The sequence below is a fragment of the Humibacillus xanthopallidus genome (assembly GCF_044793955.1).
GTDB classification, from domain to species: domain Bacteria; phylum Actinomycetota; class Actinomycetes; order Actinomycetales; family Dermatophilaceae; genus Humibacillus; species Humibacillus xanthopallidus_C.
On the sequence record NZ_CP084995.1, the window covers coordinates 3,953,168 to 3,967,784 of the forward strand.

At 69.3% G+C, this 14,617-nt stretch carries 12 protein-coding genes; 4 read left to right on the forward strand and 8 right to left on the reverse strand.

What is annotated here, in order from left to right; all coding sequences use genetic code 11:
• Nucleotide 1: 1 nt before the first annotated feature.
• From LG278_RS17805 to LG278_RS17820, 4 genes are all read right to left on the reverse strand, one after another.
• The gene (locus LG278_RS17805) at nt 2-1,888 is read right to left on the reverse strand and encodes a glycoside hydrolase family 13 protein (RefSeq protein ID WP_404388857.1); all 1,887 of its coding nucleotides are present in this window, start codon (nt 1,886-1,888) and stop codon (nt 2-4) included.
• A complete protein-coding gene (locus LG278_RS17810; RefSeq protein ID WP_404388858.1) occupies nt 1,885-2,826 on the reverse strand; it encodes a sugar ABC transporter permease in 942 nt (313 codons plus the stop codon). Before LG278_RS17810 ends, LG278_RS17805 begins: the two co-directional genes overlap by 4 nt.
• Nucleotides 2,826-4,370 (reverse strand): ABC transporter permease subunit, encoded by a 1,545-nt coding sequence (locus tag LG278_RS17815; RefSeq protein WP_404388859.1) that lies wholly within the window; start codon nt 4,368-4,370, stop codon nt 2,826-2,828. Before LG278_RS17815 ends, LG278_RS17810 begins: the two co-directional genes overlap by 1 nt.
• Before the next feature lie 161 nt (nt 4,371-4,531).
• Nucleotides 4,532-5,851, reverse strand: coding sequence for an extracellular solute-binding protein (locus LG278_RS17820; protein WP_404388860.1), 1,320 nt, complete (start codon nt 5,849-5,851; stop codon nt 4,532-4,534).
• A 450-nt stretch (nt 5,852-6,301) separates the two neighbouring features.
• Here LG278_RS17820 and LG278_RS17825 point away from each other — a divergent pair, with 450 nt between their 5' ends.
• The 3 genes from LG278_RS17825 (at nt 6,302) to LG278_RS17835 (ending at nt 9,562) form a co-directional block, all read left to right on the forward strand.
• Nucleotides 6,302-7,405: an ABC transporter ATP-binding protein gene (locus LG278_RS17825; protein ID WP_404388861.1), complete on the forward strand. Its 1,104-nt coding sequence runs from the start codon at nt 6,302-6,304 to the stop codon at nt 7,403-7,405.
• Nucleotides 7,406-7,664: 259 nt separating this feature from the next.
• Complete coding sequence (locus LG278_RS17830) at nt 7,665-8,321, forward strand: Pr6Pr family membrane protein (protein ID WP_404388862.1); 657 nt, start codon at nt 7,665-7,667, stop codon at nt 8,319-8,321.
• Nucleotides 8,318-9,562, forward strand: a complete 1,245-nt coding sequence (locus LG278_RS17835) for a DUF4032 domain-containing protein (RefSeq protein ID WP_404388863.1) — start codon at nt 8,318-8,320, stop codon at nt 9,560-9,562. The genes LG278_RS17830 and LG278_RS17835 overlap by 4 nt, the downstream gene beginning before the upstream one ends.
• 48 nt (nt 9,563-9,610) lie before the next feature.
• Here the strand turns inward: LG278_RS17835 and LG278_RS17840 are convergent, their stop codons facing one another.
• The 4 genes from LG278_RS17840 to cysS form a co-directional block, all read right to left on the reverse strand.
• Nucleotides 9,611-10,129: a vitamin K epoxide reductase family protein gene (locus LG278_RS17840; protein ID WP_404388864.1), complete on the reverse strand. Its 519-nt coding sequence runs from the start codon at nt 10,127-10,129 to the stop codon at nt 9,611-9,613.
• A gap of 4 nt (nt 10,130-10,133) precedes the next feature.
• Nucleotides 10,134-11,006, reverse strand: a complete 873-nt coding sequence (locus LG278_RS17845) for a DUF929 family protein (protein WP_404388865.1) — start codon at nt 11,004-11,006, stop codon at nt 10,134-10,136.
• Nucleotides 11,007-11,181: 175 nt separating this feature from the next.
• Nucleotides 11,182-12,168, reverse strand: a complete 987-nt coding sequence (gene rlmB, locus LG278_RS17850; RefSeq protein ID WP_404388866.1) for a 23S rRNA (guanosine(2251)-2'-O)-methyltransferase RlmB — start codon at nt 12,166-12,168, stop codon at nt 11,182-11,184.
• 2 nt (nt 12,169-12,170) lie between these two features.
• The gene (cysS, locus tag LG278_RS17855) at nt 12,171-13,631 is read right to left on the reverse strand and encodes a cysteine--tRNA ligase (RefSeq protein ID WP_404388867.1); all 1,461 of its coding nucleotides are present in this window, start codon (nt 13,629-13,631) and stop codon (nt 12,171-12,173) included.
• 72 nt (nt 13,632-13,703) lie between these two features.
• Here cysS and LG278_RS17860 point away from each other — a divergent pair, with 72 nt between their 5' ends.
• The gene (locus tag LG278_RS17860; protein WP_404388868.1) at nt 13,704-14,468 is read left to right on the forward strand and encodes a hypothetical protein; all 765 of its coding nucleotides are present in this window, start codon (nt 13,704-13,706) and stop codon (nt 14,466-14,468) included.
• The last annotated feature ends 149 nt before the right edge of the window (nt 14,469-14,617 follow it).

Consider the following 14,617-nt stretch of genomic DNA (forward strand, 5'->3'; position numbering starts at 1 on the left):
GTCACCGCCCCTTTCGCCGAGCGTGCCGCGCCCCTCCGTCGGTGGGCTTCCAGGTCCAGATGCGGACCAGCGCGGCGTCGGCGCCCAGTGTGACAGCCTCCTCACCGATGTCCGGAGCGGGTCCGTATGCCGGTGTGCCGGCGCCGATGCCCGCGAGGTGAGCTGCGGGCAGGGTGACGGGCGCGTGGGCGCCGCGGGCGATGTGCACCAGCGCCACCTCCTGCTCGGTCTCACGCAGGAAGACCATGGCGTCACCCTCGGCGTGGACCCAGCGCATGCCCCCGCGGCGCAGCGCCACCGAGCCCTTGCGGGCCGCGATGAGCCCGCGATAGACCTCGAGCGTGCTTGCGTCCCAGTCGGACTCGTCCCACGGCATGGGTCGCCGGCCGTCCTCGCCGAAGGTGCCCTCCATGCCGATCTCGTCGCCGTAGGTGAGCATCGGCATCGACGGGAACGTGAAGAGGAGACCGGCCGCGGCCTCGACACCGCCCTGCCCGACGAGCGTGCGGATGCGCGGCACGTCGTGGGAGCCGACGAGGTTGAAGGAGTGCACGAGCGACTGCCAGGCGATGCGTGAGGTGAAGTCGCGCATCGTGTCGACGACGGAGCCCGCGTCGAGCAGCGGCAGCGGCACTGGCGCTCCGAGGAAGCGCGGGTCCTTGGGGTCCTGCCGGAGCCAGGTCCACGCCGGCTTGCAGAAGCCCGCATAGTTCATCACGCCGTGCCAGCCGTCACCCGGCATGTCGGGCGTGTAGTCGTGGAAGTGCTCCCCCACCAGCAGCGCGTCGGGAGCGACGCGGCCCATCACGTCGCGCATCTGCCGCGCGACGTCGTGGTTGACGTCGGTGTCGCGCCAGCGCCCCGTCATGTTGGCGACATCGACGCGCCAGCCGTCGAGCCCGCCGGCCCGCCCGAGCCACTTGCGCACGACGCCCTGCGGGTGCTCGAAGATGCGCTGGCGCAGTGCGGCGTTGAGGTGGTTGAGCTTGGGCAGGGAGGGCACGCCGAGCCACGCGACGTAGCTGCCGTCCTCCCAGATGTAGTAGTCGCGCTCAGGACGGCTCTTGCCGCCCGGACCGGACGCTGCGAGGAACCACTCGTGGGCGTCACCGGTGTGGTTCGTCGTGAAGTCGCCCATCACCTTGAGCCCGCGCTCGTGGGCCGAGGAGGTGAGGCGGCGCAGCGCCGGTGCTCCACCGAGCAGCGGGTCGATCTGCTCGAACGAGGAGGCGTCATAGCGGTGGTTGGAGCGAGCGGGGAAGAACGGCGTCAGGTAGACGACGTCGATGCCCAGCGCCTCGAGGTGGTCGAGGTGCTCGGTGACGCCGTCGAGGTCGCCGCCGTAGAACTGGTGCGCGACGCCCTTCTTGCTGAGGTCGACGGGGTCGGACCACGCAGCCTTGATCGCCCAGTCCGGGGTCTCGTAGCGATCGGCCCGCCCCGACCGCGCGAAACGGTCGGGGAAGATCTGGTAGACGACCGCGCCGAGGGCCCAGGCGGGCGGCGGGGAGTCGTGCGCGACGAGCCGGAAGTCGCTGGCGTCGGGAACGTCGCGCACGTGCACGCCCGTGCCGTTGAGCCACGCATACTTCGTCGGGCCACCGGTCAGCAGGAAGCGGTAGGTGGTGACCGGGTTGTGGCAGGTCAGCGTCGCGCGCCACCAGTCGTCGGTCGCCGTGGTGCGCACCCGCTTGGCGACCGTGAACGTCGCCTCGCCGTCGGGTGCCGTGCGCACGTGGACGGCATCGACCTCGGCCTCGAGCGGCACCCGCAGGAGCACGTCGACGCGGTCGCCGAGACGGGGCGCCTGGTTGGAGACGTAGCGCCCCGACCCGTCGTGGTGCGGCTGGCTGAGCCACGTCTGCGGGCGGGTCGGGGCGGCGGTCACTTCACGGAGCCCGTGGTGAGGCCGCCGACGAGCTGACGCTGGAAGGCGAGGTAGAGCACCATGACCGGCAGGGAGGCCAGCAGCGCACCGGCCGTGAAACGACCGAAGAGCGTGTTGGCGTCGTTGCCGAGGGTCATGCCGTAGAGGCCCACCCCGAGCGTCTGGGTCTCGACGTCGGTGAGGAAGATGCTCGCGAGCATGAACTCGCCGTAGAGGCCGACGAAGACGAGCATGAAGACGGTCACGAGGATCGGCATCACGAGGCGCAGCGTCATCGTGAAGAAGATCCGGGCGTGGCTCGCCCCGTCGACGATGGCCGCTTCGTCGAGCTCACGCGGCACGGTGTCGAAGTAGCCCTTGAGCAGCCAGACGTTGGCGCCGAGCGCACCACCGAGGTAGGCCAGGACGAGGCCCGCGAGGGTGTTGAGGCCGAAGGCCGGCAGCACGTCGCCGATGCCGGCGAAGATGATGTACATCGCGACGATCGCGAGCAGGGCCGGGAAGAACGTCGTCAGGAGCAGGAACATCATGCCCGGGCGGCGGCCCTTGAAGCGCAGCCGCGAGAAGGCGAACGCCGCGCACGCACCGACGAAGACCGCACCGAGCGCCCCGATCGTCGAGACGATCATGGAGTTCTTGTACCACGTCCAGAAGGGCCTCGACGCGTCGTTGAAGAGCGCCTCGAAGTTGACGGTCGAGAAGCCCGACGGGAGCAGGCTGGCCGTGTTGAGCGTGCCCGAGGGGTTCGTCGCGGCGGAGTAGATGAAGAGGATCGGGAAGAGTGCCCAGATGAGAGCGACGACCGCGAGGGCGTGCCGCCACCACACCTGGCCGCCCATGCCGCTGCGCTTGGGCGAGGCCGGTGTCTCCTTGGTCTCGGCCTCGACACGCTGCTCGATGCGGGGGTCCGTGGGAAGGGGAGCGTTGATGCCAGACATCAGTTGATCTCCTCGAGAGCCTTGGTGCGACGGAAGCCCGGGATGCTCATCAGCGCCACGATGATGAAGATGACGACGGAGACGGCAGCCGCGAAGCCGTAGTTGGGTGCGCTTCCGGAGAAGGCGAGGCGATACGCATACGTGATGAGCAGGTCGCTCGAGCCGATCGAGGTGTTCTCGCCACTGAAGGGTCCGCCCTCGGTGAGCAGGAAGATGAGCCCGAAGTTGTTGAAGTTGAAGGCGAACGACGCCAAGAGCAACGGGCCGACGGCCACGAGCAGCAGCGGCATGATGATCGACCGAAGCGTGCGGAAGGCGTTGGCACCGTCGATCGTCGCTGCCTCGCGCACGTCCTGCGGGATGGACTGCAGGGCGCCGGTGCAGACGATGAACATGTAGGGGAAGCCGAGCCACAGGTTGGTGATCAGGATGGCGGCCTTGGCCCCGAACTCCGTGCCCAACCAGTCGACGTTGAGCCCCGTGATCTCGTTGATGATGCCGTAGTCCTGGTTGAACATGCCCTTCCACACCAGCGCCGTGACGAAGATCGGCAGGGCGTAGGGGAGGATCAGCAGCGATCGGTAGATCGCCTTGCCGCGCAGCCTCGGATCGTTGAAGAGCAGCGCGATGAGCATGCCGAGCAGGAACGTCGAGAGCACCGAGGTGACGGCGAAGACGAGATTCCAGACGAAGATGCTGACGAAGCCCTGACGCAGCGTGGAGTCCGTGAAGATCCGGGTGTAGTTGTCGAGGCCGACGTTCTCCTTCCAGCCCTGCGGGAGGGTCTGGGCGGGGTCGGCGACGTTGGCCCACCGGGCGTCGGCCGGTGCATAGATGGTCGGGGGTGTCGTCGAGCTGTCGGTGAGCTGGTCGGCAGCCGCGTCGTAGGTCATCGTGGGCGCGCCCTCGAAGGCCTCCGACAGGCCGACGGGCTTGATGCCGCCGCCGTCGGAGGTCGGCACGGCCAGGGCCGAGAGGTCCGCACTCCGGGCGTTGACCTCGCGGGCCGTGAGGAGGGTGTAGCCGGGGGCGGCCGTGATCTTGCCCGTGGGGTTCTTCGTCACGCCCTCGGGCGGCAGAGGGGTCAGGCCCTTGGGGTCACCGACGAACGTCGCCCCGTCGGGGTCGGTCAGCAGCATCTTGAGGTCGCCGGTCTGCACGCTCGCACCCTCCTCGACAGCCACGCTCATCTTGTAGCGCGGGGCGCCCGGCACCTCACGCACCGACTGGGCGATGATGTCGGTGACCGACTCCTCCTTGGAGTAGAGGTGACCGTCGCCGTAGTTGGTGAAGGAGAGGTTGGCCGTGTAGACGACCGGCCACAGCTGGAAGAGGATCATCAGCAGCACGCCGGGGGCGAGGTACTTCAGGGGCACAGCGCGCCGTGTCGCGTAGATGGCCAGGATGCCCAGGCCCACGAATCCGGCGAGAACGACGGCGAGCGTGTTGCCCGCCTCTGCAAGCTTGGTGGCGATCACGAAGATGCCGATCACCGCAGCGGCGATGAGGATCCACTTGATCGCGAGAACGAGGGGCTTCGTCATGGAGACACGTCCTTTTGCGCCGACCGGCGCCGTTGCCGAAGATGCACGAGCGAGAGCCCCGAAGGCCTCTCAGGCCGGCTTCGCATCGAGCCGACCGACGAGCCGGATCCCGGGGTCCGCCGTGCTGGCGGACCCCGGAACCCTTTTTACATCAGAGAGACTCAGCCCTTGGCGATGTTCGCCGTGATCTCCTTGGCAGCCGCGTCGAGACGCGCCTGCGCTCCGGCCTTGCCGGCGATGATGTCGGCGGTCGCCTGGCCGAAGGGGCCCCAGACCGCGTTCATCGCGGGGATGTTGGGCATCGGCAGACCGTCGACGCCGGCCTCGTACCACGCCTTGACGTCGGGGTCGGTGGCCGAGACCTCGTCATAGGCCTCCTTGAGGGCCGGCGGACGCTTGCCGACCTCGAAGAGGGCCAGCTGGACGTCCTTGCGCGGGATGTAGTTCGTGACGAACTCCTGCGCGAGGGCGGCGTTCTTGGCCTTGCTCGAGACGTAGAACATCTGGACACCGAGGAACGGCTTCATCGGGCCACCGCCCTCGAGGCTGGGCAGCGGGGCGATGCCGTAGTTGATGCCCGCCTCCTTCGCCTTGGCGACGCTCCACGGGCCGCTGATCATGAACGGGGCGGCCTTCGTGTCGAAGAGAGCGTCCTGGTTCGTGTCATCGACGTTGGTCGAGAGGACCTTCTGCTTGCCGAGGTCCGCGAGCACCTCGCCGCCCTTGATCGAACCGGCGCTGTTGACGATGACCTTGTTGGGGTCGTAGCCACCCTCGGGGGTGAGGCCGAAGATGCCGCCGCCCTCGAACGCCGAGAGGTAGGGGTAGGCGAAGTAGGCGTTGCCGACCTTGGAGACGAACTGCGACAGGACCTGCTTGGCCTTGCCCTCCTGGACCAGCTTCTCACCCGTGGCGACGAGCTCGTCCATCGTCTTGGGGGCGTTCGGGACGAGGTCCTTGTTGTACATGAGGCCGATGTTCTCGACGGCATACGGCACGCCGTAGGCCTGGCCGTTGAACTTCGTCGCCTCGATGGACTTCGGGAGGAACTTGGCCGTCACGTCAGCCGCGAGGTTGACGGGGGCGACCGTGGAGTTCTGCACGAGCTCGCCGAGCCAGTCGTGGGCGCCGACGATGACGTCCGGGCCCTTGCCGACCTTCGTTGCGTCCTTGAACTGCTGGCGGGTGTCGGTCGAGATCTGCACCTTGACCGTCACGCCGTTCTCGGCGGCAAACTCGTCGGCGTACTTCTGCACGGCCGCGGAACGGTCGGCGTCGGTCCAGATGACGAGGTCGACGTTGGTGTCACGGACGGGAGCCGCGGTGCCGGTGGGCGTCTCCGGCACACCGGTGGTGGTGGCCGCGTTCGAGGTGCCGGCGGCGGTGTTGGACGGGGTGGTGGGGCTGGACCCACCGCAGGCGCTGAGGGCCAGGGCAGCAACACCCGTGACAGCAACAGCACCAAGCGCACGCTTGTGCATGGATTCTCCTTTGAAGCCAGGTGGCACACGCCGCCACCGGTGGAGCCGAATGTAGCAAGAACTTGCAGGCTCGCGAAACCTTCTGCTGCAAGTTCTTGCAACGATGTGATCACACACACGTCTACCTTCGAGCGCCACCGTGCGGTTCCGGCCGCGGACCCCTCGAACGCTGGCACGCTCGCCCGCAGGTCGCGACCCCCGTCACGATTTGGCGACCGAACCGTGCCCTCACCGTGTCGTTCCCGAGACCTTCGGGGAGTCCGTCGGGGACGCCGCCGATGAGACGTTCGGTGGGACATCCGGCGAGACCCGGGCACCCGAGGCGTGGTCCGAGGCTGGTCAAGCCCGTGGTGATGGGTCATGATGGCCCTGCCCGCCCGCTCGGGTGGGCATGCCCTTTACAACGGATCGTCCGGCACGTTCCTGCCGGTGAAGGAAGGCAATGAAGCCATGGCAACTGTGACGTTCGACAACGCGACGAGGCAGTACCCCGGGAACCCGATTCCCTCCGTCGACAAGCTCAACATCGAGATCGCGGACGGGGAGTTCCTCGTCCTCGTCGGTCCCTCCGGATGTGGCAAGTCCACCTCCCTGCGCATGCTCGCCGGCCTCGAGGAGGTCAACGGCGGCCGCATCCTCATCGGTGACCGCGACGTGACGAACCTGTCCCCCAAGGACCGCGACGTCGCGATGGTGTTCCAGAACTACGCGCTCTACCCCCACATGACGGTCGCCGACAACATGGGCTTCGCGCTCAAGATCGCCGGCGTCGACAAGGGCGAGATCCGCAAGCGCGTCGAGGAGGCAGCCAAGATCCTCGACCTGTCCCCCTACCTCGACCGCAAGCCGAAGGCCCTCTCCGGTGGCCAGCGCCAGCGCGTCGCGATGGGCCGCGCGATCGTGCGCTCCCCGCAGGTCTTCCTCATGGACGAGCCGCTGTCCAACCTCGACGCGAAGCTCCGCGTGCAGACCCGCACGCAGATCGCCTCGCTGCAGCGCCGTCTCGGCGTCACGACGGTCTACGTCACGCACGACCAGGTCGAGGCCATGACGATGGGTGACCGCGTCGCGGTCCTCAAGGACGGCATCCTCCAGCAGTGCGACAGCCCGCGCCGCATGTACGACCACCCGGCCAACGTCTTCGTCGCCGGCTTCATCGGCTCGCCCGCCATGAACCTCATGGACGTGCCGGTCGCCGACGGCGGTGTCGACCTCCACGGCCACATCGTCCCGGTCTCGCGTGAGGACCTCGCCGGCGTGGGCAACCACGTCACGCTCGGCGTGCGTCCCGAGGACCTCGACCTGTCGACCGACGGCTCGGGCATCCCGGTCACGGTCGACGTCGTCGAGGAGCTCGGCGCCGACGCCTACATCTACGGCACGTCCGAGCAGAAGCTGCTCGAGGCCACGGGTGAGAACGCCGGTCACGTGCCGTTCATCGCGCGCGTCGACGGTCGTCGCCCCCCGGAGAAGGGCGAGAAGATCTACCTCAAGCCCAAGGCTGGCCACGTGCACGTCTTCAACGCTGAGTCGGGCGTCCGCGTCGGCGACTGAGCCAAGGCGCGAGGATCGACCGAGCGCCAGCGAGGGAGGCCCGGAGCGCCGATTCGGCTCAGTCGCCGAATGAGGGCGACTGAGTCGAGCGCCGTTGGCGCACAAGTAGTTTCGTATGCCGCTGGGCCGGCACCCCGTCCTGGGTGCCGGCCCAGCGGCATACCCCCTCGGTGAAGTGGCACCCCGGAGACCGCGGCGCGGCGCTGCCGCCTGTCGAGGGTTGTGGCGCGGCCACCACCTCACCCCTAGGCTCGCGGCTGTGACGAAGTCGAGGGTCGGGCGCTACTGGCACATCAGCACTCTCGTGGTGGCGACCTTCGCGCTCGTGCTCCAGCTCTACCTCGTGGCCTCGGGTGACAACATCCTCGACTCCACTGCTGCGGCCAGCCGTCTCGAGCAGACGCGCCGCTACTTCTCCTACTTCACCATCCAGGCCAACTTCCTCGTCGCCGTGTCGATGGTCTTCATCGTCCGAGATCGCTTGGGGAGTCAGCTTTTTCGCGTCGTGAGGCTCGCCTCGCTCGTCGGCATCACGGTGACCGGCATCGTCGCGGCCGTCGCGCTGCCGCCGTCACCGAACTACACGTTCGGCTCGCTCGTCTGCGACCGGCTGCTGCACATCGTGGTGCCGGTCCTGACCTTCGTGGGCTGGCTGGTCTTCGGCCCCAGGGGTCTCGTCCGGCGCGAGGACCTGCTGCCGTCGCTCATCTGGCCCGTGCTCTGGCTCGCCGCGACGCTCGCGCTCGGGCCGTTCGTGGGGTGGTATCCCTATCCGTTCATCAACGTCGACCAGCTGGGCTACGGGCGCACCCTGCTCAACTGCGCGGTCATCGCGGTGCTCTTCCTGGCTCTCGCGGCACTTGCTCGGTGGGGCGACCGGCGACTGCCGGGCGATCGTGACACGATGGCCTCGTGACGCTCGAGATCACGACGGCGCGACCTGAGGCCGCCCTGCTCGACCTGCCCTGGTCGACTCCCCTGGAGGAGTGGCCGGAGAGCCATCTGGCTGCCCTCCCCCGCGGCATCTCGCGGCACGTCGTGCGCTTCGTGCGTCTCGGCCCCCGGGTGCTGGCGGTCAAGGAGATCAAGGACGACATCGCCGACCGGGAGTACGCCATGCTGCGCAGTCTCAGGCGTCTCGACGTGCCGAGCGTCGAGCCCTTCGGGGTGGTGCACGGCCGCACCACCCCTGACGGCGAGCCGCTCGACGCCTGCCTCATCACCAAGCACCTGCAGTTCTCGCTGCCCTACCGAGCGCTCTACAGCCAGAACCTGCGCCCCGACACCGCCGTGCGCCTCATGGACGCGCTCGCCCTGCTCCTCGTCCGCCTCCACCTCGAGGGCTTCTGGTGGGGTGATGTGTCGTTGTCCAACACGCTCTTCCGCCGCGACGCCGGCGCCTTCGCCGCCTACCTCGTCGACGCCGAGACGGGCGAGCTGCACCCGCGCCTGTCCAACGGGCAGCGCGAGCACGACCTCGACATCGCTCGCGTCAACATCGCCGGCGAGCTGATGGACCTCGCCGCGGGCGGCTTCCTCGAGGAGCACGCCGACCCCTTCGACGTGTCCGCCTCGATCATCGAGCGCTACCACACGCTGTGGGACGCCCTCACCGGCACCGAGCGCTTCGAGTCCGGTGACCGGTGGCGCGTGGACGAGCGCATCCGACGGCTCAACGAGCTCGGCTTCGACGTCGACGAGCTGTCGATCACGACCGACATCGGCGGCACCGAGATCGTCATCACCCCCAAGGTCGTCGACGCCGGACACCACTCACGCCGTCTGCTGCGCCTCACCGGTCTCGATGTCGGTGAGAACCAGGCCCGCCGCCTGCTCAACGACCTCGACTCCTACGCCGCCGCCACCGACCGCCAGAACGAGGACGAGGAGATCGTCGCGCACGACTGGCTGACGCGCATCTACGAGCCCGTCACCCGCGCGGTGCCGCGCGAGCTGACGAGCCGCCTCGAGCCCGCCGAGGTCTTCCACGAGGTGCTCGAGCACCGCTGGTACATGAGCGAGCGCGCCGGCCACGACACCCCGATCGAGGAGGCGCTGCGCGACTACGTCGCGACCGTGCTCCCGGCCAAGCCGGAGGAGAAGGCGGTGCTCGGGGTCGACACCGCCGAGATGCCCGTCATCAGCATGTTCGACTGACGACGCCGTATGCCGTCCGGTCGGGCGCCGCACGCAGCCCGGACCCGCTCAGGCCGCGTCGACGACGTCCTGATCGGACTCTCGTGGGGCCGGCGGCGACAGGATCTGGCCGAAGAGCACGACCATCCAGAGCACGAAGGTGATCACGTGCACGGCCGTGCACCACAGGCAGATGGCGTTGATCCGGAAGAGCTCGGCCCAGACGAGGTAGAGGGCCATGCCGAGCCCGACGGTGAGCCAGGCGAGCCGGGCGGGGTCGAGCCAGGCCGCGGACGAGCGCCACACCCGGGGCAGGCAGAGGGCCGTGGTCACGACGAAGAAGAGAAGCCCCAGCACCGCCACCGGGATGCCGAGGAAGTAGCTCCAGGCGCTCGTCGTGACCTTGGCGCAGTCGACGACTCCTCCGACGCTGCACGCGAGGGTCGAGTTGTCGGTGAAGTGCTCGAAGGTCAGGTAGGCCGAGACCGCCAGGCCCGCCACCGACAGCACGAGCGAGACGGGCACCAACCAGGTCGGACGCTGGCGCACGGCCGGCGCGACCTGCTCGGCCGAGGCCACCCTGCTCACCACGTCACCGCTTGAGCAGCACCGAGGCCGACATGACGGCCTGGCTGGTGCACACGTTGCTCGGCTGGCCACCGGACAGCTGGCACAGCTGGGCGGTGATCATCGTCATGGCCGGGTTGACCGACTTGCCGATGTCGGACGTCGGGTCCTCGATGCCGGCGATGATCTCGTCGTAGGTCTTGCCCTCGAAGAGCTTCGCATCGACCGTGGCGCCGTTGGTGGCATGCGTGCCGCCGTAGGTGATCCACGGGATGCCGCCCTCGGGGTTGAACTTCTGGAAGATCGCGGCGTTGTCACCCTCGAGGGTCTCGAGTGGCTGCTTCTCGCGGTCGGCGGTCTCGACCGCCTCGAAGGCGAGCACGTCGCTGGTGTAGCTGGAGCCGGCGAAGGTCCACGTGGGGGTGTCGGCATAGACGTCGTCGGACGAGCTCGTCGTCGGCTTGAGGCCACTGAAGGTGCCGAACTTCGACAGTGCACCGATGAGCGGCCAGCGCTCCATGGCGCAGAACGGGCAGTACTCGGCGCCGACGTAGAGCACCTTGGGCTTGCCGTCCTGGGTCAGGGCCGTGCCACCGTCGAGCTTGGCCGGCGCTTGGTTGGGGTTGGGTGCGGGCGAGGCGTCGAGCGTGGCCTGCGGCAGCGCGACGAGCTTGGCCAGCGCGGCGTCGGCACTCGCCGACGTGGCGCCCGAGCCGCCAGCCGCCGGGGCCGACTGCGGCCGGTTGGCGATGACGGCGCCGATCACGACCGCCGCGATGACCACGACCACCGCGACGACCGCCGCGATGACCTGCTTGCGCTGGCGGTCCTTGCGGGCTGCCTCGGCACGCATCTGCGCCGCCTTGGCCGCTGCCTCGGCCCGACTGCTCTTCGCCACGTCATCCGTCCTTCTGCTGGGGAGACCCTCGGTCTACTACCGCCTGTAGTGGCGATGGCATCACTCTACAGACGTCTCTAGGGCCAGCGTCTGGCCCACCCCGGAGAGTTCCCGGGGTCACACTGGCCGTCGCCGCCGCGGCTGGTGTCGGGTGCTGTCGGGTGCTGTCGCCGCGTCAGCGACGACGCTGGCGGCTGATCTCGTAGAGCGTGACGCCCGTCGCGAGGCCGGCGTTGAGCGACTCGACGGCCGAGCTCATCGGGATCGACACGATCTGGTCGCAGGTCTCGCGGACGAGCCGCGACAGTCCCTTGCCCTCCGAGCCGGTGACGATGACGAGGGGCTCCGATGCCAGCGACAGGTCGGGCAGCTCGACGTCACCGTCCATGTCGAGGCCGAGCACGAAGAAGCCGGCCTTCTTGAACTCCTCGAGAGCCCGCGTCAGGTTGCCGGCCTTGGCCACGGGGATGCGGGCAGCAGCTCCGGCCGAGGTCTTCCACGCGGACGCCGTCATGCCGACCGAGCGGCGCTCGGGCACGACCACACCGTGGCCACCGAAGGCGGCCACCGAACGGATGATGGCACCGAGGTTGCGGGGGTCGGTGATGCCGTCGAGGGCCACGACGAGCGGGATGCCGGGCATCTCGGGGTCGATGAGCTCGGCCGGGTCGGCGTAGTCGTAGGGCGGCACCTGCAGCGCGAGTCCTTGGTGGACCCCACCGTCGGTGAGCCGGTCGAGCTCGCCGCGCGGCGTCTCGAGGATCGCGAGACCGCGCTCGGTCGCCAGCTTGAGCGCCTCGCGCACCCGGTCGTCGGTGTCGATGCGGTTGGCGAGATACATCGTCGACACGGGCACGTTGGCACGCAGGGCCTCGACGACCGAGTTGCGGCCGTAGACCATCTCGCTCGAGCCCTTGGCCCGTCGCTGGGGCCGCGACCCTCCGCGGCCGGCGACGGCAGAGCCGCCCGAGCCCGAGCCCGACCCGCCAGCGCGCTTGGCGCTCGAGGTGGCCCGCTTGTGGGCGGCGTGGTACTCGCGCTCGGAGGCCTTGGGCGTCGGGCCCTTGCCCTCGAGCCCGCGACGGCGTTGACCGCCGGAGCCGACCGTGGGCTTCTTGCCGCCCTTGCGCACGGCTCCGCGCCGCTGGGAGTTGCCGGGCATGTTCAGACCTTCTTCTCGGTGGTGACCGTCTCGGCGGCAGGTCGCGCGAGCGACCACTGCGCACCCGACGGGGTGTCGGTGATGGCGATGCCGGCCGCGGCGAGCGTGTCGCGGATCGCGTCGGCGCGCTCGAAGTCGCGCTCCTGGCGGGCTGCCTGTCGGGCATCGAGCTGCGCCCGGACGAGGGCCTCGAGGGCTGACTCGGCGGCAGCGTCACTGAGACCGTCACGCGAGCCCCAATGCGCCGCAAGCGGATTGACGCCCAAGATCTCGGTCATCGCCACGACTGCCGAAGCCGCGGCGAGGGCGGCCTCGTCGTCGTCCTCGTCGAGCGCGGTGTTGCCCGCTCGCACGGTCTCGTGCACGACGGCGAGCGCGCCCGAGACCCCGAGGTCGTCGTCCATCGACGCGACGAAGTCAGCCGGCAGCTCGGTGGCCGCGACGATCTCGTGGCTCGGCGACCGCCGGGCCGCGCGCTCGAGGAAGCCCTCGATGCGCTCGACCGCCGCACCGGCCTCCTCGAGGGAGCCGGGGTGGAACTCGATCGTCGACCGGTAGTGCGCCGCGGTCAGGTAGTAGCGCAGCACGAGGGGTCGGGTGGTCTCGAGCAGGTGGCGCACCTCGAGGGCGTTGCCGAGCGACTTGCCCATCTTCTGCCCGCGCACGGTGACCCAGGCGTTGTGCAGCCAGTAGCGCGCGAAGCCCAGACCGGCCGCTCGAGACTGCGCCTGCTCGTTCTCGTGGTGGGGGAAGCGCAGGTCGATGCCGCCGCCGTGGATGTCGAACTCGTCGCCGAGCCAGCGGCGCGCCATCGCCGAGCACTCGAGGTGCCAGCCCGGGCGGCCGGGCCCGAACGGCGTCGGCCACGACGCGCTCTCCGGCTCGTCGGGCTTGCGCCCCTTCCAGAGGGCGAAGTCGCGCGGGTCGCGCTTGCCGCGTGGGTCGGCGTCGTCGGCGCTCGTCATGTCGTCGATCGACTGACCCGTCAGCGAGCCGTAGTCCGGCCACGAGCGCACGTCGAAGTAGACGTCACCGCTGCCGTCGGGGGCGGCATACGCGTGCCCCTTGTCGATCAAGGTCTCCATGAGCGTGACCATGTCGGGCACGTGGCCCGTGGCGCGCGGCTCGTAGGTCGCCGGGACGACGCCGAGGGCGTCCAGCGCCTCGCCGGTCAGCCGCTCGTTGCGGTAGGTCAGCGCAAACCAGTCCTCGCCCGCCTCGGCGGCCTTGCGCAGCACCTTGTCGTCGATGTCGGTGACGTTGCGCACGAGGGTCACGTCGTAGCCGTGACCCGCCTCGAGCCAGCGCCGCAGCACGTCGAAGGCGACGGCGAAGCGGATGTGGCCGATGTGCGGCGCGCCCTGCGTCGTCAGCCCACAGATGTACATGCCGACCTTGCCCGCCTGGCGCGGCGTGAAGTCGCGCAGCTCCCGGGTGGCGGAGTCGAACAGTCGTAGGCTCACCCGCCGAAGTCTATCGGCGCGTCCCTCGCCACCCGACCACGAGCGTGCGGGCCTGTCCCTACGCTCGGTCCCATGGCGCAACCGCGGCTCACGAGCTACGACCGGCTCGATGGCACCGAGGTGCGCGCCGTCCTCACCTACCTCGGCGAGCGCATCGACACCTACCTGCCGCGCCACCCCGGGCTGCGCACGGCCGTCGACGAGTGCGGCACGCTCGTCGACGGGCTGCTCGACCGTCGGCGTCACGCCCCCGCCCAGCGGGCCGCGCTCGTGTGGACGTCGCGCTCGCTCATCGTCGTCGTGCTCGTGGTCGTGCTCGTCGCCACCGGCTTCGCCGCGCGTGACGCGATCGCGGGCGCCGGCTCCCTCGAGTCCTTCGAGTGGTTGCCGCTCGTCGAGAGCCTCATCAACGACCTCGTCTTCGCCGGCATCGCGATCTGGTTCCTGCTGTCGCTCGCCGACCGCGTCGTGCGCAACGACCTCATCCGGCGCCTGCACCGGCTCCGCTCGATGGCCCACATCATCGACATGCACCAGATGAGCAAGGACCCCGCCGCCCTGCTGCCCGACAGCGTCATGGGGGCCGTCGCCGGCGACGACGTCATCAGTCCGCGAACGATGTCGGTGCGCGACTACGCGCTCTACCTCGACTACTGCTCCGAGCTGCTCTCGTTGACCTCCAAGGCCGCCGCCCTCTGCGCCGAGGAGTCGACCGACGCTCTCGTGCTCGACACGGTGAGCGAGATCGAGAACCTCACGACCGGCATGAGCCGCAAGATCTGGCAGAAGATCAGCCTCCTGCAGGCCGTCGACCGCTCGCACCCGACCCACGGCTGACCCAGCGTCGCGCGCCCGGGTCCGGACACGAGTCAGGGCCCGCTCCCCCCGAGGGAGCAGGCCCTGACGATCGTGGGGTCACGCTGCCATGACCAAGAGGCCAGCGTATGCCGTTCGGCCGCCGAACGGCATACCCCCGGGGTGTGTCG

Coding starts and splice junctions, on each gene's coding strand:
- LG278_RS17825 (WP_404388861.1), top strand. CDS start 6,302: ATGGCAACTGTGACGTTCGACAACGCGACGAGGCAGTACCCCGGGAAC.
- LG278_RS17810 (WP_404388858.1), bottom strand. CDS start 2,826: ATGTCTGGCATCAACGCTCCCCTTCCCACGGACCCCCGCATCGAGCAG.
- rlmB (WP_404388866.1), bottom strand. CDS start 12,168: ATGCCCGGCAACTCCCAGCGGCGCGGAGCCGTGCGCAAGGGCGGCAAG.
- LG278_RS17860 (WP_404388868.1), top strand. CDS start 13,704: ATGGCGCAACCGCGGCTCACGAGCTACGACCGGCTCGATGGCACCGAG.
- LG278_RS17815 (WP_404388859.1), bottom strand. CDS start 4,370: ATGACGAAGCCCCTCGTTCTCGCGATCAAGTGGATCCTCATCGCCGCT.
- LG278_RS17820 (WP_404388860.1), bottom strand. CDS start 5,851: ATGCACAAGCGTGCGCTTGGTGCTGTTGCTGTCACGGGTGTTGCTGCC.